This window comes from Streptomyces globosus, from assembly GCF_003325375.1.
Taxonomy (GTDB): domain Bacteria; phylum Actinomycetota; class Actinomycetes; order Streptomycetales; family Streptomycetaceae; genus Streptomyces; species Streptomyces globosus_A.
The window spans coordinates 852,857-874,709 of the sequence record NZ_CP030862.1; the positions used below are offsets into that span (position 1 = coordinate 852,857).

Annotated in this window: 25 protein-coding genes; 19 read left to right on the forward strand and 6 right to left on the reverse strand. The window is 72.5% G+C overall.

Annotation, left to right across the window (positions count from 1 at the left end; translation table 11 throughout):
- Positions 1–40 precede the first annotated feature (40 nt).
- The 12 genes from cpaB (at position 41) to C0216_RS04145 (ending at position 9,054) form a co-directional block, all read left to right on the forward strand.
- Positions 41–742 (forward strand): Flp pilus assembly protein CpaB, encoded by a 702-nt coding sequence (gene cpaB, locus C0216_RS04090; protein ID WP_114053927.1) that lies wholly within the window; start codon positions 41–43, stop codon positions 740–742.
- 7 nt (positions 743–749) lie between these two features.
- The gene (locus C0216_RS04095; protein ID WP_114053928.1) at positions 750–2,105 is read left to right on the forward strand and encodes an AAA family ATPase; all 1,356 of its coding nucleotides are present in this window, start codon (positions 750–752) and stop codon (positions 2,103–2,105) included.
- 3 nt (positions 2,106–2,108) lie between these two features.
- On the forward strand, positions 2,109–2,534 hold the full coding sequence (locus C0216_RS04100) for a TadE/TadG family type IV pilus assembly protein (protein ID WP_246042313.1): 426 nt from the start codon (positions 2,109–2,111) through the stop codon (positions 2,532–2,534).
- Positions 2,535–2,945, forward strand: coding sequence for a TadE/TadG family type IV pilus assembly protein (locus C0216_RS04105; protein WP_114053929.1), 411 nt, complete (start codon positions 2,535–2,537; stop codon positions 2,943–2,945).
- On the forward strand, positions 2,942–4,279 hold the full coding sequence (locus C0216_RS04110) for a CpaF family protein (protein ID WP_114053930.1): 1,338 nt from the start codon (positions 2,942–2,944) through the stop codon (positions 4,277–4,279). The genes C0216_RS04105 and C0216_RS04110 overlap by 4 nt, the downstream gene beginning before the upstream one ends.
- Positions 4,276–5,214: a type II secretion system F family protein gene (locus C0216_RS04115; protein WP_114053931.1), complete on the forward strand. Its 939-nt coding sequence runs from the start codon at positions 4,276–4,278 to the stop codon at positions 5,212–5,214. The genes C0216_RS04110 and C0216_RS04115 overlap by 4 nt, the downstream gene beginning before the upstream one ends.
- A gap of 16 nt (positions 5,215–5,230) precedes the next feature.
- Entirely contained in the window at positions 5,231–6,124 is an 894-nt protein-coding gene (locus tag C0216_RS04120; RefSeq protein WP_114053932.1) for a DUF5936 domain-containing protein, read from the forward strand.
- The gene (locus C0216_RS04125; protein ID WP_114053933.1) at positions 6,124–6,810 is read left to right on the forward strand and encodes a response regulator; all 687 of its coding nucleotides are present in this window, start codon (positions 6,124–6,126) and stop codon (positions 6,808–6,810) included. The genes C0216_RS04120 and C0216_RS04125 overlap by 1 nt, the downstream gene beginning before the upstream one ends.
- 110 nt (positions 6,811–6,920) lie before the next feature.
- Positions 6,921–7,121, forward strand: a complete 201-nt coding sequence (locus C0216_RS04130; protein ID WP_114053934.1) for a hypothetical protein — start codon at positions 6,921–6,923, stop codon at positions 7,119–7,121.
- Positions 7,118–7,774 (forward strand): pilus assembly protein TadG-related protein, encoded by a 657-nt coding sequence (locus C0216_RS04135; RefSeq protein ID WP_281277905.1) that lies wholly within the window; start codon positions 7,118–7,120, stop codon positions 7,772–7,774. The genes C0216_RS04130 and C0216_RS04135 overlap by 4 nt, the downstream gene beginning before the upstream one ends.
- A gap of 28 nt (positions 7,775–7,802) precedes the next feature.
- Positions 7,803–8,387 carry a hypothetical protein gene (locus C0216_RS04140; RefSeq protein WP_114053935.1) on the forward strand — a complete coding sequence of 195 codons (585 nt, stop codon included), beginning with the start codon at positions 7,803–7,805 and terminating at the stop codon, positions 8,385–8,387.
- 4 nt (positions 8,388–8,391) lie between these two features.
- Entirely contained in the window at positions 8,392–9,054 is a 663-nt protein-coding gene (locus C0216_RS04145; protein ID WP_114053936.1) for an OmpA family protein, read from the forward strand.
- On the opposite strand, the gene C0216_RS04150 is transcribed toward C0216_RS04145, so the two are convergent.
- Positions 9,051–9,614 (reverse strand): TetR/AcrR family transcriptional regulator, encoded by a 564-nt coding sequence (locus tag C0216_RS04150; RefSeq protein WP_114053937.1) that lies wholly within the window; start codon positions 9,612–9,614, stop codon positions 9,051–9,053. The genes C0216_RS04145 and C0216_RS04150 overlap by 4 nt on opposite strands.
- A gap of 150 nt (positions 9,615–9,764) precedes the next feature.
- On the opposite strand from C0216_RS04150, the gene C0216_RS04155 reads away from it, so the two are divergent.
- Together C0216_RS04155 and C0216_RS04160 are read left to right on the forward strand one after the other, a co-directional pair.
- Positions 9,765–10,184: a nuclear transport factor 2 family protein gene (locus C0216_RS04155; RefSeq protein WP_114053938.1), complete on the forward strand. Its 420-nt coding sequence runs from the start codon at positions 9,765–9,767 to the stop codon at positions 10,182–10,184.
- 211 nt (positions 10,185–10,395) lie between these two features.
- Positions 10,396–12,216 carry a CAP domain-containing protein gene (locus C0216_RS04160; protein ID WP_114053939.1) on the forward strand — a complete coding sequence of 607 codons (1,821 nt, stop codon included), beginning with the start codon at positions 10,396–10,398 and terminating at the stop codon, positions 12,214–12,216.
- Between the two features lie 183 nt (positions 12,217–12,399).
- Here C0216_RS04160 and C0216_RS04165 read toward each other — a convergent pair whose 3' ends face one another.
- Complete coding sequence (locus C0216_RS04165) at positions 12,400–12,978, reverse strand: TetR/AcrR family transcriptional regulator (RefSeq protein ID WP_114053940.1); 579 nt, start codon at positions 12,976–12,978, stop codon at positions 12,400–12,402.
- Between the two features lie 157 nt (positions 12,979–13,135).
- Here C0216_RS04165 and C0216_RS04170 point away from each other — a divergent pair, with 157 nt between their 5' ends.
- From C0216_RS04170 to C0216_RS04185, 4 genes are all read left to right on the forward strand, one after another.
- A complete protein-coding gene (locus C0216_RS04170) occupies positions 13,136–14,734 on the forward strand; it encodes an MDR family MFS transporter (RefSeq protein WP_114053941.1) in 1,599 nt (532 codons plus the stop codon).
- Positions 14,735–14,993: 259 nt separating this feature from the next.
- Positions 14,994–15,842: a polysaccharide deacetylase family protein gene (locus C0216_RS04175; protein WP_246042316.1), complete on the forward strand. Its 849-nt coding sequence runs from the start codon at positions 14,994–14,996 to the stop codon at positions 15,840–15,842.
- A 137-nt stretch (positions 15,843–15,979) separates the two neighbouring features.
- A complete protein-coding gene (locus C0216_RS04180; protein WP_114053942.1) occupies positions 15,980–16,303 on the forward strand; it encodes a nuclear transport factor 2 family protein in 324 nt (107 codons plus the stop codon).
- Positions 16,304–16,429: 126 nt separating this feature from the next.
- A complete protein-coding gene (locus tag C0216_RS04185; protein WP_114053943.1) occupies positions 16,430–17,050 on the forward strand; it encodes a hypothetical protein in 621 nt (206 codons plus the stop codon).
- A gap of 25 nt (positions 17,051–17,075) precedes the next feature.
- Here C0216_RS04185 and C0216_RS04190 read toward each other — a convergent pair whose 3' ends face one another.
- The 3 genes from C0216_RS04190 to C0216_RS04200 form a co-directional block, all read right to left on the reverse strand.
- Positions 17,076–18,371, reverse strand: a complete 1,296-nt coding sequence (locus C0216_RS04190) for an extracellular solute-binding protein (protein WP_114053944.1) — start codon at positions 18,369–18,371, stop codon at positions 17,076–17,078.
- Positions 18,372–18,682: 311 nt separating this feature from the next.
- A complete protein-coding gene (locus C0216_RS04195) occupies positions 18,683–19,300 on the reverse strand; it encodes an SMI1/KNR4 family protein (RefSeq protein WP_114053945.1) in 618 nt (205 codons plus the stop codon).
- An 89-nt stretch (positions 19,301–19,389) separates the two neighbouring features.
- Positions 19,390–19,773, reverse strand: a complete 384-nt coding sequence (locus tag C0216_RS04200; RefSeq protein WP_114053946.1) for a DUF192 domain-containing protein — start codon at positions 19,771–19,773, stop codon at positions 19,390–19,392.
- An 87-nt stretch (positions 19,774–19,860) separates the two neighbouring features.
- Here C0216_RS04200 and C0216_RS04205 point away from each other — a divergent pair, with 87 nt between their 5' ends.
- Positions 19,861–20,613, forward strand: a complete 753-nt coding sequence (locus C0216_RS04205) for a prepilin peptidase (RefSeq protein ID WP_114053947.1) — start codon at positions 19,861–19,863, stop codon at positions 20,611–20,613.
- Between the two features lie 141 nt (positions 20,614–20,754).
- On the opposite strand, the gene mgrA is transcribed toward C0216_RS04205, so the two are convergent.
- Positions 20,755–21,792 carry an L-glyceraldehyde 3-phosphate reductase gene (gene mgrA / locus C0216_RS04210; RefSeq protein WP_114053948.1) on the reverse strand — a complete coding sequence of 346 codons (1,038 nt, stop codon included), beginning with the start codon at positions 21,790–21,792 and terminating at the stop codon, positions 20,755–20,757.
- Positions 21,793–21,853: the final 61 nt, after the last annotated feature.

The window sequence follows — 21,853 nt, forward strand, 5'->3', positions numbered from 1 at the left end:
CCGGCCCGAACGAACGAAGAACGGCGAGGTAGTACGGCACATGAACTCACGCCAGCGCCGCGGCGTCATCCTGCTGCTCCTGTCGGTCCTGTGCGCCCTGGCGGCGTTCGGCGGGGTCCTCGTGGTGATCGGCGACGTCAACTCCAAGGTCGGCGCCGAAACCACCGCCTACCGCGCCAAGGCCGACATCGCGCCCTACAGCCCGCTGACCGCCGCCCAGTTCGAGGAGGTCAGCATCCCGAGGCGCTGGCTGTCCGAGACCGCCGTCGACGACCTCGCCACCCTCAAGGACAAGATCGCCCTGACCACCCTCAGGAAGGGCTCGCTGCTCCAGAGCGACATGTTCGTCGACAAACCCCAGCTGCAACCGGGGGAGCAGGAGATCGCCATCATGATCGACGCGGCGACCGGCGTCGCCGGCAAGATCTACTCCGGCGCCAAGGTCAACATCATCGCCACCTTCAAGGGCGCCAAGGAGGGCGACCCCTCCCGCTCCGTGATCATCGTGGCCAACGCCCGCGTCCTGAACGTCGGCAAGCTCACCCCCCTCGACAAGGACGCCGACCGCCGGGGCCCCGCCGAGGCCGTCCCCATCACCTTCGCGCTGAACACCAAGGACACCCAGCGCGTCGCGTACGCCGAGTCCTTCGCGGAGCACGTACGCCTGGCCCTCGTGGCGCCCGGCACCGACTCCGCGCCCGGCGCGGCCGACCGCACCTACACCCTCGACGGGGACAAGTGAGGCCCGGATGACCACCCGAATCCTCCCCGCCGCCGGCGACGCCGACGCCGCGCGCGCCCTCTCCGCCCTCCTCGGCCAGCTCCCGGACGCCGAGCCGGCCGCACCGCTCCCCGACTCCGGCGCGCTCCTCGACACCCTGGCCCGGCTGGCCGCCGGATCCGTCGACGAGCTGCCCGAGGTCGTCCTCGTCCACGAGCGCATCGGGCCCGTCCCCGCCCTCGACCTCATCCGCGAAGTCGCCCTCCGCTTCCCCGCCGTCGGTGTCGTGCTGCTCTCCTCCGACACCGGCCCCGCCCTCTTCTCCGCCGCCATGGACTCCGGCGCGCGCGGCCTGATCGGCCTCCCGCCCTCGTACGAGGAGCTCGCCGCACGCGTTCAGGCAGCCGCCCAGTGGTCCGCGGGCGTACGCCGCCACCTGGGCCGCCCCGCCGACGCGCCGGGCGGCCCCGGCGGGCGCGTCGTCACCGTCGCCGGAGCCAAGGGCGGCGTCGGCACCACCCTCGCCGCGGTCCAGTTCGCCCTCGCCGCGGCCGCCGCCGGGCGGCGCACCGTCCTCGTCGACATGGACCTCCAGGCCGGCGACGTCGGCTCGTACCTCGACGTGCAGTTCCGCCGCTCCATCGCCGACCTCGCCGGCATCCACGACATCTCCCCGCGCGTCCTCCAGGACGCCGTCTACGACGACCGGACCGGCCTCGCCCTGCTCCTCGCACCCGCCGAGGGCGAACGCGGCGAGGAGGTCGACGACCGGGCCGCCCGGCACGTCGTCACCGCCCTGCGCGGCCGCTACGAACTCGTCGTCGTCGACTGCGGCACCCAGGTGACCGGCGCGAACGCGGCCGTGGTGGAGATGGCGGACACCGCCGCGCTCGTCACCACCCCGGACGTGGTCTCCGTACGCGCCGCCAAGCGCATGGTCCGCATGTGGGAGCGGCTCCAGGTCCGCAAGGCCGAGGACACCGTGATGGTCGTCAACCGCTGGAGCAAGCACACCGAGATCCAGCCCTCCCTCATCGAGAAGATCACCAAGACGCGGGTGGCGAAGACGCCCGTGCCCGCGGCCTTCAAGGAGCTCCAGCCGGTCGTGGACGCGGGCCGCCTCCAGGACCTCGACAACCGGTCCGCCGTCAAACAGGCCCTGTGGACCGTCGCCGGCGAACTCGGCCTGCTCGCCGCCCCCGCCGACCCGGCAGGAGCCGACGGGCCGCAGGCCGCGCTCCCCGGCCGGGACACCGCGGGCGGCGGCCGGGCCTCCGGGGCCGCCCTCGCCGTGCGCGCCGCCGGCCCCGTCGCCCGGCTGCGCCGCGGCGGCGGCGACCGCGGCTCCCTCGGGCCCTGGCCGCGCCGCGGCCGGGAGGGCTGACCGGTGGCCGCGCGCAGACCGCCCGCCGGCCGCGGGCGCGGCCCCGGTTGCGGGCGCGGCGGTCCCGGCCGCATCCGCGCCGCGGCAGGCGACCGCGGGCAGGTCGCCGTCGAGTTCGCCGGGATGGTCCCGATGATCCTGCTGCTCGTCGCGGCGGTCTGGGAGTGCGTCCTCATCGGGTACGCCTTCTCCCTCGCCGGGAACGCGGCGGACGAGGCGGCCCGCGCGGGCGCCGTCAAGGGCGGCGCCGCGTGCGCGGCCGCCGCCGGCGAGCACATCGGCAGCGCCTGGGGCATGACAGCCGACTGCCGTGCGGAGGGCCGCCTGTACAAGGCGACCGTCAAGCTCGAAATCCCGGTGCTCCACCCGTCGCTGAGCTTCGGGTCCATCACCGGCGAGGCCGGCGCGGTGCGGGAGAAGGAGGACTAGATGCCCCGACCCCGACCCCGACCCCGATCCCGACCCGGGTTCCCACTCCGGCCCCCCCGGCCCGGCGACCGCGGGCAGGTCGCCCTGGAGTACATCGGGTTCATCCCGATCCTGCTGTTCGTCGCCCTGTGCGCGATCCAGCTCGGCTGGGTGGCGTACGTCCACGAGCAGGCCGACACCGCGGCGCGGACCGCCGCCCGCGCCGAGGCCCGCGAGCGCGGCACCGGGACCGCCGCCGGGGCGGCCGCCGTCCGGTCCGGGCTCGAACCGCGCGTCCAGGTCGCCGCCGACGCCGACGCCGTGACCGCCACCGTCACCATCCCGATCACGTCCCTCGTGCCCGGCCTGTCCCTCGACGACGCCCGGGCGACGGCCGTGATGCCCAACGACGACCCGGAGGTCGGACCATGAGCCTGCGTTCCCGGGTCGCCACACCCGACGACCGGCACGGCCCCCGCGAGGACGGCCTGCTGGTCTCCTCCTACCGCGCCAAGCTGCTGGAGGAGATCGACCTCGCCGAGATGTCCGCCCTCGCCCCTGCCGAGCGGCGGGGCCGGCTGGAGCGCGTCCTCGGCCACATCATCAGCCGCGAGGGGCCCGTCCTCTCCACCGCCGAACGGGCCCAGCTCATCCGCCGCGTCGTGGACGAGGCCCTCGGCCTCGGCGTCCTCGAACCGCTCCTGGAGGACCCGTCGATCTCCGAGATCATGGTCAACGGCCCCGACCAGATCTTCGTGGAGCGCGCCGGGCGGGTCGAGCAGCTCCCGCTCCGCTTCGCCTCGCACGAGCAGCTCATGCAGACCATCGAGCGCATCGTCTCCACCGTCAACCGGCGCGTGGACGAGGCCAACCCGATGGTCGACGCCCGTCTGCCCAGCGGGGAGCGCGTCAACGTCATCATCCCGCCGCTCTCCCTCACCGGCGCGACGCTGACCATCCGCCGCTTCCCGCGGGCCTTCACCCTGCACGAGATGATCTCCCTCGGCTCCCTCGACGAGCAGATGCTGATGCTGCTCGCCGGGCTGGTCCAGTCGAAGATGAACGTGATCGTCTCCGGCGCGACCGGCACCGGGAAGACCACCCTCCTCAACGCCCTCTCCGGCCTCATCCCGGACGGCGAGCGGATCATCACCATCGAGGACTCCGCCGAACTCCAGCTCCAGCAGGCACACGTCATCCGCCTGGAGTCCCGGCCCCCGAACGTCGAGGGCAAGGGCCAGATCACCATCCGCGACCTCGTACGCAACTCCCTGCGCATGCGCCCCGACCGCATCATCGTCGGCGAGGTCCGCGGCGGCGAGACCCTCGACATGCTCCAGGCCATGTCCACCGGCCACGACGGATCCCTCGCCACCGTCCACGCCAACAGCGCCGAGGACGCCCTCATGCGCCTGCAGACCCTCGCCTCCATGTCCGAGGTCGAGGTCCCCTTCGAGGCCCTTCAGGACCAGATCAACAGCGCCGTCGACATCGTCGTCCAGCTCACCCGCTTCGGCGACGGCTCCCGCCGCGTCACCGAGATCGCCGTCCTCGACTCGCACGGCCGCGAACCCTTCCGCATCACCACCGTCTGCCGCTTCGCGGCCCGGCCGATGGGCGCCGACGGCCGCGTCCACGGCTGGTTCGAGTACCACCCCCTGCCGCGCCGCGTCGCGGACCGCCTCTACATGAACAACCAGCCGATCCCGCAGGCCTTCGGCGTCGCCACGTCGGACGACCAGCTCGCCACCCGGACAGCCCTGTGAACCCACTCATCGCCGTCACGCTCGGCACCACCCTGCTGGCCTGCGTCCTCGTCATCGCGGGCGTCCACGTCTACCTCGCCGGCCGGGCCCAGCGCGCCGCCCTCATCGCCCGCCTCGCCTCCGACGGCGCCCCGGTGCCGGCCGGACGCCGCCGCCGCTTCCCCGGCGTCGACCGCCGACTGCGCGGGACGGCTCTCGGGCGGCGCATCGAGCGCAAGCTGGCCGTCACCGGCCTCGACCTCACCCCCGGCGAGTTCTTCGTCTACATGCTGATGTCCGTCGCCGGGATCTGGCTCCTCGCGGCGAGCTTGCTCGCCCCCTTCTTCGGCCCCGTCGCAGGCCTCGTCGGCCTGTGGGCGGCGGGCGCCTTCCTCGACTGGCAGCGCGCCCGGCGCACCGAGCGGTTCATCAACCAGCTTCCCGAACTCGCCCGCATCCTCGCCAACGCCACCCAGGCCGGACTCGCCCTGCGCACCGCCATCGCCATGGCCGCGGAGGAGCTCGAAGCGCCCGCCGGGGAGGAGCTGGCCCGCGTCGCCGACCGCCTCGCCGTCGGCCACTCCATCGAGGAGTCCCTCGGCGAGATCGCCGAACGGCTTCCCTCCCGCGAGCTCGTCGTCCTCGTCTCCACCCTGGTCCTCTCGGCCCGGGCCGGCGGCGCGCTCGTCGGCTCGCTGCGGAACCTGACGGTCACCCTGGAGCAGCGCAAGGAGACGCGGCGCGAGATCCGCACCCAGCTCTCCCAGGTCACCGTCACCGCCTACCTGGTCCCTGCGATCGGCCTGGGCTCCCTGCTGCTGGTGAACCTGATGATGCCCGGCGCACTGGACCGGATGACCGGCGCGTTCCTCGGCCAGAGCGCCGTGCTCGTCGCACTCGGCCTGTTCACCCTCGGGTTCGTGCTGATCCGCCGCCTATCGAAGATCGACGTGTGAGGGGGAGCGAGCCGACGTGACCGCCCTGCTGCTGGCCCTGGCCCTCGGAGCCTCCGTCCTCGGGATCTTCCACGGCATCCGGCTCTACCGGGCCGAGACGAAACTCCCGTCCGACCTGGCGCTCGCCCTGGAGGTCGGCGCCACCCGCACCACCGCCGTCGGCTCCGCCGTCGACCGGCTGGGCATCCGCTGGGCGCCGCTCGTGCTGCGCCTGATGGGGCCCGCCCGCGTGGCACGCAAACGCCGCCAGATCGACATGGCGGGCAACCCCGCCGGCCTCACCATCGACCGCTACGCGGCCCGCCGCGCCGTCTACGGCTTCCTCGGCGCCGTCGGCGCGTTCGCGATGCTGCTGAACGGGCAGCTCGTACCCGCGCTGCTGATGGTCGCCTTCGGCCTGTTCTGGATCGAGGCCGGACTGTGGTCGGCGATGCGGATGCGCCGCGACCACATCGAGCGGACCCTGCCCGACTTCCTCGATGTCCTCGCCGTCGTCGTCAGCGCCGGCCTCGGCTTCCGGCAGGCCCTGGAACGCGTCGCGGAGAAGTACGACGGCCCCTGGTCGGACGAGATCCGCATCACCCTCCAGCAGATGGACATGGGCGTCAGCCGCCGCCAGGCCTTCGACGAACTGCGCCGCCGCAACGACTCCGAACAGGTCGCCCAGTTCGTCACCGCCCTCCAGCAGGGCGAGGAACTCGGCTCCCCGATCGTGGACACCCTGATCGCCATCGCCGAGGACATGCGCCGCACCGACGCCCAGAACGCCCGCCGCCGCGCCGCCCGCGCCGTCCCCAAGGCCACCTTCGCGGTGACCATGTTCATGCTGCCCGGGACGCTGATCCTGCTCGTGTGCGGGTTCGTGTACGGGGCCGACGTCGACTTCGGCGCGCTGCTCGGAGGCGGCTGATGGCAGCGCTGAGCGTCCTCATCGCCGACGGCAACCCCGTCGTCCGCGCCGGCCTCGCCGCCCTCCTCGGCGCGGCGGGCGGCTTCGAGATCACCGCCGAGGCCGCCGACGGCCGTGAAGCCCTCAGCCTCACCCGCCGCCACGCCCCGGACGTCGTCCTGCTCGACGTCCGCATGCCCGGAGTCGACGGCATCTCGGCCCTCCCGCACCTGGTGCGGCTGGCGCCGGTGCTGATGCTGACGTACAGCCGCGAGGCCGAAATCATCCGGGAAACGCTCCTGCTGGGCGCCGGCGGCTACCTGGTGCACGGCGAATTCACGGCGGACGACCTGGTCCGGGCGGTCCGCGACGTCCGCGAGGGCCGCGCCCACTTCACGCCGACGGCCGCCGACGCGCTCCTCGCGGAACTCCGCGCCTCTTCGCAACCGCAACGAACTGTGGCACAGTTTCCGGAGCGGCTGCACAACTCTGTTCTGTTCGGGCTGAGTTCGCGGGAGGCGGAGATCATGGACCTGATCGCGTCCGGAATGAGCAACCAGCAGATCGCGGCCGCGTGCTTCATCAGCGAGAAGACGGTCAAGAACCACATCAACCGCATCTTCGCCAAGCTCCACAGCACCACCCGCAGCGAGGCGATAGCCCGCTGGCTGGGAACCGCCCGACCGGGGGTGACGGGACGTGGCTAGACACCGCGCACAGTGGGTCCGCAATTGGGCCCCGGGACCCTTGGTGACGAACCGTAACGCGCCGTACGGTCCGCAGACCGACAGCGCCACCGGACCGGGAGGGACCCCTCATGATGCAGAGCACCCTGGCGCGGATGCGGAAGCGGTACACCACGCCCCGAACCCGCGACCGCGGCCAGACGGCCTTCGAGTACCTGGGAATCATCCTCGTGGTGGTGGTCATCATCGGCGCGATCGTGGGCACGGGCATCGGGCAGGCCATCACCAACCGGATCGCAACGGCAGTGGCGGCGGTTACTGCGGGCAAGTGAGAGGTCGGTCCCGGGACCGGGGGCAGGCCTTTCCGATTTACATCGTCGCCATCGTCGGCATGCTCTTTGCTGCGCTTGCCTTCTTCGCCGTGGGCCAAGCAGCGTTAACGCGCAGCGACGCGCAAGGGGCAGCCGACGCGGCCGCCCTGGCGGCAGCCGGTGATGCACGAGATCACCTGCTGCCCGGTCTGGAAATCGCCACGTTGCGTGCTGCTGACTGGGAGAGGGTCCTCGAAGGCGACCTGCTCAGCAGTGCAGGCGCATGTGAGCAGGCCCACCGTTTCGCCGAGCGGAACAATGCGGTTGCGACATGTACTCAGGCGCAGCTGCGGTTTTCCGTCGAGGTGACGACCAATGGGACTGTCGGACAGTCAGTCATCCCGGGGACCAGTGGCCTGCACGGGCAGGCGAGGGCTACCGCTGCCATCGAACCCCGTTGCAGCCTCGCAGCTGCTCCGAGTCCTGAGCCCTCCGCCACTCCGAGTCCGTCCGGCACCGCAGGCCCCGGCTCCGGCGCCACGACGCGCCCGTCGCAGCCGCGCACGGTGAGGTTCAAGTGCAAGGGCGGTGCATCCGTGGAGCTGGATACCGCCAAGGGCGACCTGTGGCGCAAGGTGGCAAAGAGCCTGTTCGACGTGCGCCTGGTTGATTGACAGCAGACGAGACAAGGAAGCGGCATTGATGAGCACTCGGCATTCGGCGAGAGTCCGTGGGGCAGCGGCTGCGGTGATCGCAGCCGCCTTGGTGACCACGGCTGTGGGCTGCGGCCAGAGCGGCGGTGACGACTCCAAGGCACAACAGCCGTCTCCCTCGTCGAAGCCACATGATGTCCAGCCCAATGCGTCGAACGGGAGTCCTGCTCCGAAACCGACGGAGGTTCTGGGTACGGTCAACGGCGAGAATGGCGTGATTCTCACGATCAACTCGGCTGCAAGGGACGCCGGAGGCTTCCTGACCGTCAGTGGGGAGCTGAAGAACACCGGCAGCCAGGCATTTGCGAGCACCGCCGCTTGGCGAGGCAACGAGCTAAACAGCAGCGGAGCATCGGTCGCGGGAGTCACTCTGGTCGACAAGGCCGGCAAGAAGCGGTACTACGTGCTTCGCGACACTGAGGGCAGGTGTCTGTGCACGACAGGGCTGACGGTCATCGAGGCCGGTCAGACGGTGCCGTTCTTCGCGCAGTTCCCGGCTCCGCCGGCCAGCACGACCGAGGTCGAGTTCAACCTCCCGACGTTCGCCTCGGCGACGATCAAGATTTCCGGGTGACCCCATGACGACACGCCACCGCGTCGCCGCGTCAGCAGCCCTGATCGGCATGCTCATGGCCGGATTCCAAGCCGCCGGCATCGGCGTCGGCACGGCCGCCGCCGACGACGTCAAGCCGTCCGCCCCGCCCGGCACGGAGCCCTCCGCCGCGGCCCCCGTCCCCATCGACTCCCAGGCCCCGGGCCTGAAGATCCCCCAGGGCGGGACGCTCGCGCCCGTCAAGGTGCTCGACATCGCCGAGGTCGTCGAGGACCTCGGTGGCGAGCAGCGCCGCCAGGAGACCAACCAGACCGTCATGATGGCCCTCCAGTCGGAGGTCCTCTTCCCCGAGAACAGCGCCGTCTTCAACGCGGCCGCCGCCGCCCGGATACAGGCCATCGCGCAGGAGATCAACACCCAGAAGGCCGTCCGCATCCGCGTCTTCGGCTTCACCGACGACCAGGGCAGTTACGAGCACGGCCAGGTGCTGTCCAAGCAGCGTGCGGACGCCGTGCAGGCCGAGCTGGCGAAGACGGTCACCGTCCCCGGCGTGGTCTACGACGTCCGCGGCTACAGCGAGGACTACCCGATCGCGGACAACAGCACGGAGGAAGGCCGCAAGAAGAACCGCCGGGTCGAGATCACCTTCCCCCGCAGCACCGGCTCCGGCGCCGTCACCGGCGGTTAGCCGGCACGGCCGTCCGCCGCCCGCAGGAGGGCCGCGGCGGTGGCAGCCGCGCGGCGGGCGGGTTCGGGGCCGGGAGCGAGGGCGGCCACCGCCGTCGCGCCCTCGACCAGGATCAGGAGCTGCTCGGCCAGCTCCCCGCGGTCCGGCCCTGGCGGGAGGGCGTCCGCCAGCAGCGCTCGCAGTTCCGCCTTGTGGCGGCGTACGGGGTCCAGGACCGCGGCCGGGCCGCCCGCGCCGAGTTCGCCGTACGCGTTCAGGAACGCGCACCCGCGGAACCCCGGCTCCGAGAACCATGCGGCCAGCCAGTCGAAGACGGCGGCCACCGGATCGGCGGGGGCCGCTGTGACCGCCGCCCGCAGGCTGCCGGTCCAGCGCCGGTCGCGCCGCTCCAGGTAGCCGGCGACCAGTGCCTCCTTCGCGGGGAACAGCCTGTAGAGCCGCTTCAGCGGTACCCCGGACTCCGCGCGGATGCGGTCCATGCCGACGGCCTGGATGCCCTCTGCGTAGAACAGCGCCTCCGCCGCGTCGAGCAGCCGGGTGCGGGCCTCTTCGTCGTCCATGGCGGCAGCGTAACCCAGTCCCCCTTGCGCTGAGAACGATCGTTCTCTAGCGTTGCGCCTGACCGAGAACGACCGTTCTCAGCTTTGTGTGCGCCCCTGCCCCGCGCCGGCGGCCTTCCGCTGCCGCGCCCTTGCCGAGAGGTGACCGCCGTGACCGACGCCGTCCGCCCGCCCCTGCCGCCCTTCACCGAGGAGTCCGCGCGCGCAAAGGTGCAGGCCGCCGAGGACGCCTGGAACAGCCGCGACCCCGAGCGGGTCGCCCTCGCCTACACGGAGGACTCCGTCTGGCGCAACCGCGACCGCTTCCTCACCGGCCGCGCCGAGATCCGCGCCTTCCTCGCGGACAAGTGGAGTCGAGAGCTCGACTACCGGCTCCGCAAGGAGCTGTGGGCGTACACGGGCCACCGGATCTCCGTCCGCTTCGAGTACGAGTGGCACGACGCCGACGGCCGCTGGTGGCGCAGCCACGGCAACGAGCAGTGGGAGTTCGACGCCAACGGCCTGATGTCCCGCCGCGAGGCCAGCATCAACGACGTCCCGATCCGCGAGGCGGACCGGCGCCTGCACTGAGTGCGCCTCGACAGGGGAGGGCGCGGGAGGGTGCGGGGGCATGCCGCAGAAGGTCGGCACATCCTCTGCGCCGAATTCACCCGAGTGGCGCAATGACGTTCTCGCCGGGCGGCCGATGTACGCCGAACGGGCGACGGTGGTCTCATCACCTGGAAGCGCGGTGACCTGCGCCCGGTGACCGGAGACCTCCACCGGAGTTCAGAGGTGCCCGATGAAACCGAACTCTTTCGCAACAGCGGCTGCACTCGCCTGCGGTCTGATCATGATGGGTCCGGCGTCGCCGCCCGCCTTCGGGCAGGGGGATCCGGCCCTTGGCCCCGTGGCCGGCACGGCCGGCACCGCCGGTGCCGTCCAGGCCAGGGGCGAGACCTGCCCGTCCTCCGACCCTCCGCCCGGTACGGGCTCGCAGATCAACGACGCCGATGCCGCTGCGATCGTCCGGGCCCACAACGACGCGCGCCGCGACGCCGCCCGGAAGTACAACCCCGGCCTCACCGCGACCCCCGTGGTCTGGGACGCCAAGGTCGCCTGCGACGCGCAGGCATGGGCCGACGATCCCGCCTCGAGCGCGGGCGGCGGGCTCCACCACAGCAGCCGCGCCACCAACGGCAACCAGGGGGAGAACCTGCTCAACTCCTCGCCGGGGCCGGCACGCCCCCTGGTTGCCTTCGACCCGTCGGTCTCCTTCAGCTGGATGGCGGAGAAGCCCGCGTTCGACGCCGACAACAACGCCCCGGTCAACAGCGGCGCGGCCGCCGGAACCAACTACAAGGCGTGGGGGCACTACTCGCAGATCGTGTGGATGAACCCGGCGTCGCCCACCACCAAGGTCGGCTGCGGGGTGAAGGAAGGCGTGCCGGTGGGGGACAGCGGCGCAACCGGCTGGATCCTGGTCTGCCGGTACCTCGCGGCAGGCAACATCGGCGGGCAGCAGGCCATCCCACCCGGCGGTGCCCCGGTCCCGCCGCCCCAGCAGCCGTCCACCGCCTTCTCCGGAGCGCGTCCGGCGATGGCGAAGCAGAACGACAACCTGTTGACCGCGCTCGCGGTGGACAGGGAGGGCTTTCTGAATGTGGCGTGGGTGGTGGGTACGCAGCCGTGGCATGCGCCGGTGCGGTTCGGTCCGGCGGTCTTCCCGCCGGGTGCGCCGGTGGCGATGGCGAAGCAGAACGACAACCTGTTGACCGCGCTCGCGGTGGACAGGGAGGGCTTTCTGAATGTGGCGTGGGTGGTGGGTACGCAGCCGTGGCATGCGCCGGTGCGGTTCGGCCCGGCGGTCTTCCCGCCGGGTGCGCCGGTGGCGATGGCGAAGCAGAACGACAACCTGTTGACCGCGCTCGCGGTGGACAGGGAGGGCTTTCTGAATGTGGCGTGGGTGGTGGGTACGCAGCCGTGGCATGCGCCGGTGCGGTTCGGTCCGGCGGTCTTCCCGCCCGGAGCCCCCGTCGCCATGGCGAACCAGGCGCGCGATCTGCTGACCGCGCTCGCCGTGGACAAGCAGGGCGCGCTGAACGTGGCCTGGGTGGTCGGTACGCAGCCGTGGCATGCGCCGGTGCGGTTCGGTCCGGCGGTCTTCCCGCCGGGTGCGCCGGTGGCGATGGCGAAGCAGAACGACAACCTGTTGACCGCGCTCGCGGTGGACAGGGAGGGCTTTCTGAATGTGGCGTGGGTGGTCGGTACGCAGCCGTGGCACGCCCCGGTGCGGTTCGGTCCGGCGGTCTTCCCGCCCGGTGCGCCGGTGGCCATGGCCAAGCAGCAGCCCAGCCTGCTGACCGCACTGGCGGTGGACGAGCAGGGCGCGCTGAATGTGGCGTGGGTGGTGGGTACGCAGCCGTGGCACGCCCCGGTGCGGTTCGGCCCGGCGGTCTTCCCGCCCGGAGCCCCCGTCGCCATGGCGAACCAGGCGCGCGATCTGCTGACCGCGCTCGCCGTGGACAAGCAGGGCGTGCTGAACGTGGCCTGGGTGGTCGGTACGCAGCCCTGGCATGCCCCGGTGCGCTTCGGTCCGGCGGTCTTCCCGGCATCGCCGTAGTACGCACCGTGGGCCGTACCGGTTCGCGCTCGCTTGCCGTCCCAGAGTGCCGGGGGCTGCGGCCAGTGCCCGGGTCGGCCGGATCCCGGTACGTACCGCGGCGCCGGCCTGCGGGCGGCTTCCCACAGGCCGGCGCCGCCCGAGCTGGCGGCCGAGCCCGCGGCTACGCCGCCGTACGGCCCGTCAGGACGCGTGGTGGGCGCGGGTGATGAGGTCCGTGGCGACCTCCAGGGCCGCGACCCGGGTCTCCTCCGGGTCGCCCTCCACGTGCTGGAGGAACATCATCCCCGCGTGCAGGGTGAAGAGGGCGCTGACGCAGCGGACCTGGTCCGTCAGCGGGCCGTCGTCGTTGCGGAGCAGCTCGACCAGGGTGAACAGGCGGCGCTTGACCGTCTCGCCGATGCTCAGCTCCCGCATCGTCGCCTGGTTCTCCTGCATGAAGCGGTACAGCTGCGCGCCCGCCGCCATGGCCTCGCTGTAGCGGCGCAGCACCTCCCGCTTGGTCTCCAGGGTGCGCGGCTGCTGCTGCGCCCACTCGATCAGCTCGTCGATCGGGCGGGTGACGTCGTCGAAGACGCTGATGATGATGTCTTCCTTGGTCTTGAAGTGGTAGTACAGCGCCGCCTTCGTGACCTCCAGCCGCTCCGCGATCTCACGCAGCGACGTCTTCTCGTACCCCTGCTCGGCGAAGAGCTCCAGCGCGACGTCCTGGATGCGCTGGCGGGTGTTGCCTCGACGCCCCTGCGGACTGCTGCTGGACATGCCTCTCCCCACCCTGCTTGCTTGACGCCCGGCTAGTGGCGGGCTTACCTTCCCCAGTGTAGTGAACTAGCCGGTCGGCAAGTAAGTACACCGCGTGCACGCAGGAGCGGGCCGCGGGACTGCCGTCCGGCAACCGGCATGCAACGGGGAGCGGATCATGGTCGACAATGCCACAGAGGCCGGGGCGGCGGCGGAGGGGGTGAAGCCGCGCAGCGTCCGGGTCGTCCTCATGGCGCTGATGATCGCCATGCTGCTGGCCATGCTCGACAACATGATCATCGGCACGGCGATGCCGACGATCGTCGGCGAGCTCGGCGGCCTGGAGCACCTGTCATGGGTGGTCACCGCCTACACGCTGGCCACCGCCGCCTCCACCCCCATCTGGGGCAAGCTCGGCGACATGTACGGGCGCAAGGGCTCCTTCCTCGTCTCCATCGTGATCTTCCTGATCGGCTCCGCGCTCAGCGGCATGGCCCAGGACATGGGCCAGCTGATCGGCTTCCGCGCCGTCCAGGGCCTGGGCGCCGGCGGCCTGATGGTCGGCGTCATGGCGATCATCGGCGACCTGATCCCGCCCCGCGATCGCGGCAAGTACCAGGGCATGATGGCCGGCGTGATGGCCCTCGCCATGATCGGCGGCCCGCTGGTCGGCGGCACCATCACCGACCACATGGGCTGGCGCTGGTCCTTCTACATCAACCTGCCGCTCGGGGCCGTCGCGCTCGCCATGGTCACCGCCGTCCTGTACCTGCCGAAGAAGAAGGCCCAGGGCAGGATCGACTACCTGGGTGCGGCCCTGCTGACCGTCGCCATCACCTCCACCGTCCTCGTCACCACCTGGGGCGGCACCGAGTACGCCTGGGGCTCGGCCGAGATCGTCGGCCTGATCGCCGTCGGAGCGGTCTCCACGGCCGCGTTCCTGTTCGCCGAGACCAGGGCCGCCGAGCCCGTCATGCCGCTGCACATCTTCCGCAGCCGCAACTTCGCGCTCATGTCGGTGATCGGCTTCCTCGTCGGCTTCGCCATGTTCGGCGCCGTCCTCTACCTGCCGCTCTTCCAGCAGTCCGTGCAGGGGGCCTCCGCCACCAACTCCGGCCTGCTGCTCCTGCCCATGCTCCTGTCGATGATGGCCGTCTCGCTGATCGCGGGGCGCGTCACCACCAACAGCGGCAGGTACAAGGTGTTCCCCATCGCGGGCGGCGCCCTCATGGTCGCCGGGCTGTACCTGCTGGCGCAGATGGACACCGGCACCGGCCGCCTCCTCTCCGGCGTGTACATGGCCATCCTCGGCGCGGGCCTCGGCTTCCTCATGCAGATCACCATGCTGGTGGCGCAGAACAGCGTCGAGATGAAGGACATGGGCGTCGCCTCCTCGACGGCCACCCTCTTCCGCACCCTCGGCGGCTCGTTCGGCGTCGCACTCATGGGCTCCCTCTTCACCGGCCGGGTCACCGACGCGATGACCGAACGCCTCGGCCCCGAGGCCGCCGGCGCGGTCGGCTCCGCGCAGCTCGACGCGGCAAGCCTGGCGAAGCTGCCGGAGGCGGTGCGCGAGGCGTACCAGTACGCGGTCGCCGCCGGCACGCACTCCGCGTTCCTGCTCGGCGCGTTCGTCGCCGTACTGGGCTTCGCCGCGGCCTGGTTCGTCAAGGAGGTCCCGCTGCGCGGCTCCGGCCCCGCGCCGGCCGCCGATCCCGCGGGCGGCGCCCCCGGGTCGGCCCCCGCCGCGGCCCCGCAGGCGCCCGTCGCCCGCTGACCGGCCGCCGCCCGGCAGCCCGTACGACCCCGGCCCCGGCCCCCGCGGACCCCCGCGCGGGCCGGGGCCCTGCCGCAGGCGCCCCCTTCCCTCCGGCCCCGGCCGCCCCGCGGGGCGACAGGACTTTATTTCGTACGATCAAGGACCAAGGTCCTCTACCAGGCCTTTTGGGGCCATTGGTGGGAACCCCTCGCACGGGCGTGCACGTCCTGACCCACAGAAGGGCCGACGGGAACGCCGATCGGGGAGGGGACGCCTCATGGGCCTCAGGGAATTCACGGCACGCGTACGCCGGACGGGCGTGCGCACGCGGGTGGCCGTCGCGGCATCGGTCACGGCCGCGGCGATGACGGTGTGGGGGGTGGCCGCCTTCGCCGGCCCGGACCCCGCCGGCCCGGCCGGCACCGCCGAGGACGGCGCCAAGGGCGCTGCCGAAGACGGCGCCAAGGGCGGGCCCAAGGGCCCCGAGACCCCCGTACAGCGCATACCCGAGGACATAGCCCACGCCTCGGAAGGCGGCGCCGGCGCCGTCAACCTCACCATCGACGACGGCCCCGACCCCCGGTGGACCCCCCGCATCCTCGCCGTCCTGGAGCAGCACGGCGCCAAGGCCGTCTTCTGCATGGTCGGCCCCCGGGCCAAGGCCCACCCCGACCTCGTCAAGAAGGTCGTCGCCGGAGGCCACCGGCTCTGCAACCATGCCATGGACCACGACACGGCCATGGACCGCAAGCCCGTCGCCTACCAGGAGCAGCAGATCCTCGACGCGCAGAAGCTCATCGAGGAGGCGGCCGGCGGCGTCGCCCGCGTCGAGTACTACCGCGCCCCCGGCGGCGCGTTCACCCCCGACAGCCGGCGCATCGCCGCCGCCGCCGGAATGCGCCCCCTCGGCTGGAACATCGACACCAAGGACTTCCGGAAGCCCGGAGCCCCCGCCATCGTCGGCACCGTCAAACGGGAGCTGGGCAACGGTCCGACCATCCTGCTCCACGACGGCGGCGGCGACCGCCGGCAGACCGTGGAGGCCCTCGGCCAGATCCTCGACTGGCTGGAGCAGCAGGGCCGCCCCACCGGCTTCCCCGTCCGCACCGCCCCCGACACGCCCTGACCCGCCGGACCCTGACACACGCCGCCCCCTGACACGCCGCCGGGCGGCGAACGGGTGAGGATCGGCGGCGCCCGCGCCCGCCGGGTGTTCCCTGATCCTGCGCACACCCGTGCGCCCGCCCGACCAGGAGGTCCCCCGTGGCCATCGCGCCCGCCAAGCTGTCCGATCCCGTCGTCAGCGCCTTCGTCGCCGCCGTCAACGCGCACGACAGGGACGCCTTCCTCGCCCTCCTCACCCCCGACGCAACCATGTCCGACGACGGCACCGACCGCGACCTGCACGAGTGGATCGACCGCGAGATCTTCGACTCCGGCGGCCACATGGACGTCCAGTCCGAGTCCGAAGGCGGCCGCCGGCTCGTCGCCGACTACCGCAACGACACCTGGGGCGAGATGCGCACCGCCTGGCGCTTCACCGTCCAGGGCGACCGCATCAGCCGCTTCGAGACCGGCCAGGCGTAGCACGTCCCCGCCCGCGGCGCCGCCCCCGCGGGCGCGCCGGCGGCGCCGCGGGCGCGCGGGCTCCCGTACGGGTGAAAGGGCGGCGGGCGTCGTTCCGGGCCGCCGCGGGGCCCCGTTGGACCGGGCATGAAGCGCACCCGCACCGCCGCCCTCACCGTCGCCGCCGCCGCGGCGGCCCTCGCGCCGCTCCTCGGCCAGGCCGCCACCGCCGCGCAGGGCACCTACCTCCAGGACCCGGCCGGCGCCGACAAGGCGATGAAGTCCCTGTGGACCAAGGACGAGATGCACAAGGTGGAGGCGCAGCTGCGCTTCTACCCCGGCATCCGGTACAAGACGGTGCCGCGCCCCGGCCACCCGGCCGCCCCCGACCACGAGCGGCGGACCGGCGACCCCAAGACCCTGGCGTGGGAGCCGGAGTTCGACTTCGGCTGGGCGGTGTCGGACTCGCTGCTGGTCAAGAAGGCCGTGACGACCAAGGACGGCCGGCACCCGATCGTGCTGCACGCCACCGTGCGCTCCGCTTCCCGCGGGACGGCCGTCGAGGTGCACCGGGAGCTCGCCGACCGGCCGGCGACGGGCCGCGAGAAGGTGCCCGGCGGCAAGCGGATCGCCTGCGACACCGGCGAGTACACGGTGGAGTGGTCCGTCACCCGGACCGGCTACGGGACCCTCCGGGGCTCCATGCCGTGGAACTCCAGCTGCGAGAACCACCGGACGGCGTTCTCGGCGGAGCACCGCGGGCACTGAGGGCGGGCCGCCGCCGGGGCGGCGGTCAGTTCCTCTTCCTGGCCTGGTACGTCTTCGCGGCGATCTCCTCCAGGACCGCCTTGGGGTCGCGGCCCGGCTCGACGGCCCGGCCTATGTTCCGCTTGATGGTGTCGCTGACCTCCACCCAGGCCGGGTCGTTCACCGGGTACAGCTGGGCGCCCCTCAGGGCCGTCAGGAACTGCTGGTCGTTGTCGTCGATCGCGCCGGCCGGGGTCCGCGTCGCCGACACCGTCGACGGCAGCAGGTGGTAGCGGCCCGCGAACTCCGACAGGTTCCTGTCCTGGTAGAGGAACTCCAGGAACCTGCCGATCGCGTCCCGCTTGCCGTTCTGCCGGAACGCCATGATCCAGTCGGCGACGCCCATGGTCGGCGGGGTCGCCCCGGAGGCCAGCGAGTCGGAGACCGGCATGGCGACGGCCCCGACGCCGATGCCCCGGGCGCGGGCCTCGTGGGCGAGCGAGGGGTAGCCGTTGAGCATGCCGACCTCGCCCCGCAGGAACGCGGCGAAGGCATCCGCCCGGTTGAGCCCGGCCGGCGCCACCGGGCCCGTCAGGCCGGGGCCCACCAGGTTGTCCTGGATCCAGCGGAACGTCTCGATGTTCCGGTCCGAGGCCAGGCTGTAGTTGCCGGCGCTGTCGGAGTAGCCGCCGCCGTTGCTCAGCTCCCAGATCATCGCCTCGGCGTGCGCCTCCTCCGGGCCGAGCGGCATGGCGTACGGGAATTTCACGCCCTTGCTCTTGAGGGCCTTCGCCGCGTTCCTCAGCTCCGACCAGGTCTTCGGGGCGGCCGGCGCCCCCGAGGCGGTCGTCAGGCCCGCCTGCCTGAACAGGGCCTCGTTGTAGAAGAGCAGCCGGCTGCTCGCCACCCACGGCAGGCCGTACAGGGTGTTCCCGATCGAGCCGGCCTCGGCGAGCGGCGCGAGGAAGTTCGCCTCTGAGGCCACGGGGAGGATTTCGTCCGCGGAATACAGCCGGCCGTCCGCCGCGAAATCCGAATAGGAGCCCATGAGGGCGATGTCCGGCGCCTTTCCCTCCTTCACCATCCGCGACACCTCGCGGTCGACATCCGCCCACGGGAGAAGCCGAACCTCCACCGCGGTGCCGGGATGTGCGGCGGTGAACTCCTTCGCCACCCGGTCCCAGAAGGGCCTTGAGCTGGTGGCCTTGTCCCCGCCGTATTCCGCGGCGACCAGGCGGATCGTGCCGCTGTCGGAGCCGGCGCCGGATCCGCATCCGGCGAGCGGGGCCAGGAGTCCGAGCACGACTGCTGCCGCGCCCGCGCCGAAAGTTCTTCGTTGCACCGGTGTTCTTCCCTGAATTCTTCCGAGTTCCGTCGCTGCTTGCGGGGGCTCCGGACCGGGGTGTCCGCCGGTGGCCCGACGGCCGGAATTCTGCCCCGAGCCGGGCGGATTGGCCCCATGGGGGCGGAACTTGTGTCCATTGCTCCAAGCGCGGCTTTTACGGCTCGTATATTCCGCTGGCGGCCCGATTGTCCGGACGCGCGTAGAAATGCGGAAAGCCCGTTTCCGGCCGGTGCGGCCGGAAACGGCATTCGGGTGCTGCGGGGGAGCGGATCAGGCCGCCGGCGCCGGGGGCGCCGCGGGCGGCGCGGTCAGGGGCCGAACTCGCCGGCGTACGGGTCGGGGTCGCCGGTCTCCGGATTGCGGCCCTCCTGCCAGCGGCGCTGCGCCTTGCGCCAGTGGACGAAGCTCAGGTGCCCGCCGTCCCAGAAGGTCAGCCCGACGGGGCTCACGTCGAACTCGTCCGAGCACAGCCGGTAGAGGAACTCGGCCATCCCGTACGGGTACACCGCGAACGGCTCCGCGGTGTGCCGTCCGACGACCAGGACGGGCCACCGGTCCGGATCCGGATCGCGGGCCAGCCAGCACAGGATGTCCGAACCGCCCGTGACCCCCCAGGCGATGATCGTGTCCGGGTCGGCGTCCAGCGCGGCCCGGCCGCCCGCGTCCCGCCACAACTGCCGGGCGTTCCCGGTCTCCTCGGCCATGCCCGGCGGGTCCCACTGCGGTCCGTGCTGGGGCAGCGGCGGCAGGATGCTCGCCTCGCCGTTGATGGAGCCCGCGCCGAAACGGCCCATGAACGCCACGAAATCCGCGGGGAAGCGGGTGTTCCAGAGGGTTTCCGCGGCCCGCCAGTCGATGTCCTCGTCGGCGCCGTGCGTCGCCGGCATGATCTGCTCCAGCGCCTTCACGCGCACGTTCTCCGTCATGCCGCTCCCCTGACACCCCAGCCCAACCGCCCCAACCTACCGCCGGCCGAGGCCGCGTCCCACCCCGGGCCGGGCGTCCGCGGGGGCGGCTACCCGGGCGCGGCAGGCCCCGGCTGCACCACCGCCACCCGCGTGCCGACCGCCAGCCCCCAGGCCGCCATGGCGCCCGCCTCCGCCTCCAGGACGTGCCGGGAGCGCAGCCGCGGCAGCCCCAGCCGGCCCGGCGCCATCGAGTCCAGTGCGAGCACCCGCAGGTCCCGGTCCAGGTAGGCCACGTCGATCGCGAACCGCATCCCGAAGGTGTGCACACTGCCCGCAGGGGTCAGGAGCAGCCCGCCCGCGATCCCGTCGCGGCCCAGCAGCCCGCGCGTCCGGGCCCGCCAGGACGCCGCCACCTCCAGCGGCACCCGCACGCCCCCGGCGCCGATCCGCAGCTCCGCCCCGCCGTCCGCCCACTGCCGCCCGCCCGCCATGCCGCCACAGTAGACCGGCCCGCCGGGCCGCCGGTTGGGTCCACGGGCCCATGCCCGGCGCGGGAGGCGGGGCCTACCTTCGGGCGGGTGGGCGTGGTCGTGATCATCGTTGCCGCCGGGTACGGGGCGGCCGCCGGGTGGCTGCTGCCGCGCGCCGCGTACCGGCTCTCCGTCGAGCCCGGCGCCCCCTGGCGCACCCACTGCCCGCAGGGGCACCCGCTGCGCGGGCGGCTCGGCCCCGCCCGCTGCCCCGGCCGCCCCGCCGGATCCGCCGCCGCGGGGGAGTGCGGGCTGCGCTACGGGGCGCGCAGCGGGACCACCGCGCTGGTCGCTGGCGCCGTCTGCGCCGCGCTCGCCGCCGCGGCCGGCCCGCGGCCGGAGGCCGCCGTCTTCGCGGGGCTGGCGCCCGTCCTCGTCCTGCTGGCCCTCGTCGACCTCGCCGTGCACCGGCTGCCCGACCTGCTGACCCTGCCGCTCGCCGCGGCCGCCGCGGCCGGGCTGGGAGCCGCCGCCCTCGCGCCGGGCGCCGCCGGCTCCTGGCGGCTCGCCCTGCTGGGCGGGGCCGCGCTGGGGGCGGCGTACCTGCTGCTGTTCCTGATCAACCCGGCCGGGATGGGCTTCGGGGACGTCAAGCTGGCGCTCGCCCTGGGCATCGCTCTTGGGTGGTACGGGTGGGGGGTATGGCTCTTCGGAGCCTTCCTGGGCTTCCTCTACGGCGCCCTGTACGGCCTCTTCCTGGTCCTGCGCAGCCCGAACGGGCGGAAGCAGGCCTTCCCCTTCGGGCCCTTCATGGCGGCCGGAGCCCTCACCGGATTGCTGCTGGGCGGTTTCGGAGCGTAATCGTCGGGCGCCGATGCACGCATCACGCTTTACGAAGGGTTATGGTGGAACCCCCCCCTCGGGCCGGTCCGTATCCCCCCCACGGACCGGCCCGTTTTCCTTTTCCGGCCCCGCGACCGCCCCCCGCCGGAAAAGTGCAGGTCAGCCGCGCTGGGCCCAGATGTTCGTACCGGGCGTGGAGACCGCGAAGGAGTCGATCTCCGCCAGCTCCTCCCGCGTCAGAGGCGCACCGGCCAGCGCGGCCACGTTCTCCTCCAGCTGCCGGACGCTCGACGCGCCGATCAGCGCCGAGGTCATCCGCTCGTCCCGCAGCACCCACGTCAGCGCCAGCTGCGCCAGCGACTGCCCGCGCCGGTCCGCGATGCCCGCCAGGCCCTGCAGCCGCCGCAGCACGTCCTCCGAGAGCAGGCCCGGGTCGAGGGACTTGCCCTGCGAGGCGCGCGAGCCCTCCGGGATGCCCTGGAGGTACTTGCCCGTCAGGAGGCCCTGGGCGAGCGGCGCGAAGGCGATGCAGCCCATCCCCGCCGCCTCCAGGGTGTCGAGCAGGCCGTCCTCCTCCGTCCAGCGGTTGATCATGGAGTACGAGGGCTGGTGGATCAGCGCCGGCACGCCCATGCCGCGCAGGATCCGCGCCGCCTCCGCCGTCTGCTCCGCGGTGTAGGAGGAGACGCCGGCGTACAGCGCCTTGCCCTGGTGCACCGCGGACGCCAGGGCGCCCATGGTCTCCTCCAGCGGCGTCTGCGGATCGAAGCGGTGGGAGTAGAAGATGTCGACGTGGTCGGTGCCCATCCGCTTCAGCGAGGCGTCCAGCGAGTTCAGCAGGTACTTGCGGCTGCCCCACTCGCCGTACGGGCCGGGGTGCATGTAGTAGCCGGCCTTGGTCGAGATGACCAGCTCGTCCCGGTAGGGGGCGAAGTCCTGGGAAAGGATCTTGCCGAAGTTCAGTTCGGCCGAGCCGGGCGGCGGGCCGTAGTTGTTCGCCAGGTCGAAGTGGGTCACCCCGAGGTCGAAGGCCCGGCGGAGGATCGCCCGCTGGGTCTCCAGGGACTTGTCGTCGCCGAAGTTGTGCCAGAGGCCGAGGGAGATCGCGGGGAGCTTGAGGCCGCTGCGGCCCGTGCGCCGGTACTCCATGGCGTCGTAGCGCGTCGGCTCTGCCCGATAGGGATTGGTATCAGTCACGATGTCCTCCCTATCACGGACCTGTGACAGACCGAGTTGGGTACCCGATCCCGCCGCGCAG

Bases quoted from the DNA above. Each gene is read 5' to 3' on its own strand.
- C0216_RS04145 (WP_114053936.1), top strand. From the start codon at position 8,392: ATGACGACACGCCACCGCGTCGCCGCGTCAGCAGCCCTGATCGGCATG.
- C0216_RS04125 (WP_114053933.1), top strand. From the start codon at position 6,124: ATGGCAGCGCTGAGCGTCCTCATCGCCGACGGCAACCCCGTCGTCCGC.
- C0216_RS04195 (WP_114053945.1), bottom strand. From the start codon at position 19,300: ATGACGGAGAACGTGCGCGTGAAGGCGCTGGAGCAGATCATGCCGGCG.
- C0216_RS04200 (WP_114053946.1), bottom strand. From the start codon at position 19,773: ATGGCGGGCGGGCGGCAGTGGGCGGACGGCGGGGCGGAGCTGCGGATC.
- C0216_RS04105 (WP_114053929.1), top strand. From the start codon at position 2,535: ATGCCCCGACCCCGACCCCGACCCCGATCCCGACCCGGGTTCCCACTC.
- C0216_RS04130 (WP_114053934.1), top strand. From the start codon at position 6,921: ATGATGCAGAGCACCCTGGCGCGGATGCGGAAGCGGTACACCACGCCC.
- C0216_RS04110 (WP_114053930.1), top strand. From the start codon at position 2,942: ATGAGCCTGCGTTCCCGGGTCGCCACACCCGACGACCGGCACGGCCCC.
- C0216_RS04170 (WP_114053941.1), top strand. From the start codon at position 13,136: ATGGTCGACAATGCCACAGAGGCCGGGGCGGCGGCGGAGGGGGTGAAG.
- C0216_RS04160 (WP_114053939.1), top strand. From the start codon at position 10,396: ATGAAACCGAACTCTTTCGCAACAGCGGCTGCACTCGCCTGCGGTCTG.
- C0216_RS04175 (WP_246042316.1), top strand. From the start codon at position 14,994: ATGGGCCTCAGGGAATTCACGGCACGCGTACGCCGGACGGGCGTGCGC.
- C0216_RS04185 (WP_114053943.1), top strand. From the start codon at position 16,430: ATGAAGCGCACCCGCACCGCCGCCCTCACCGTCGCCGCCGCCGCGGCG.
- C0216_RS04140 (WP_114053935.1), top strand. From the start codon at position 7,803: ATGAGCACTCGGCATTCGGCGAGAGTCCGTGGGGCAGCGGCTGCGGTG.
- C0216_RS04165 (WP_114053940.1), bottom strand. From the start codon at position 12,978: ATGTCCAGCAGCAGTCCGCAGGGGCGTCGAGGCAACACCCGCCAGCGC.
- cpaB (WP_114053927.1), top strand. From the start codon at position 41: ATGAACTCACGCCAGCGCCGCGGCGTCATCCTGCTGCTCCTGTCGGTC.
- C0216_RS04150 (WP_114053937.1), bottom strand. From the start codon at position 9,614: ATGGACGACGAAGAGGCCCGCACCCGGCTGCTCGACGCGGCGGAGGCG.
- C0216_RS04095 (WP_114053928.1), top strand. From the start codon at position 750: ATGACCACCCGAATCCTCCCCGCCGCCGGCGACGCCGACGCCGCGCGC.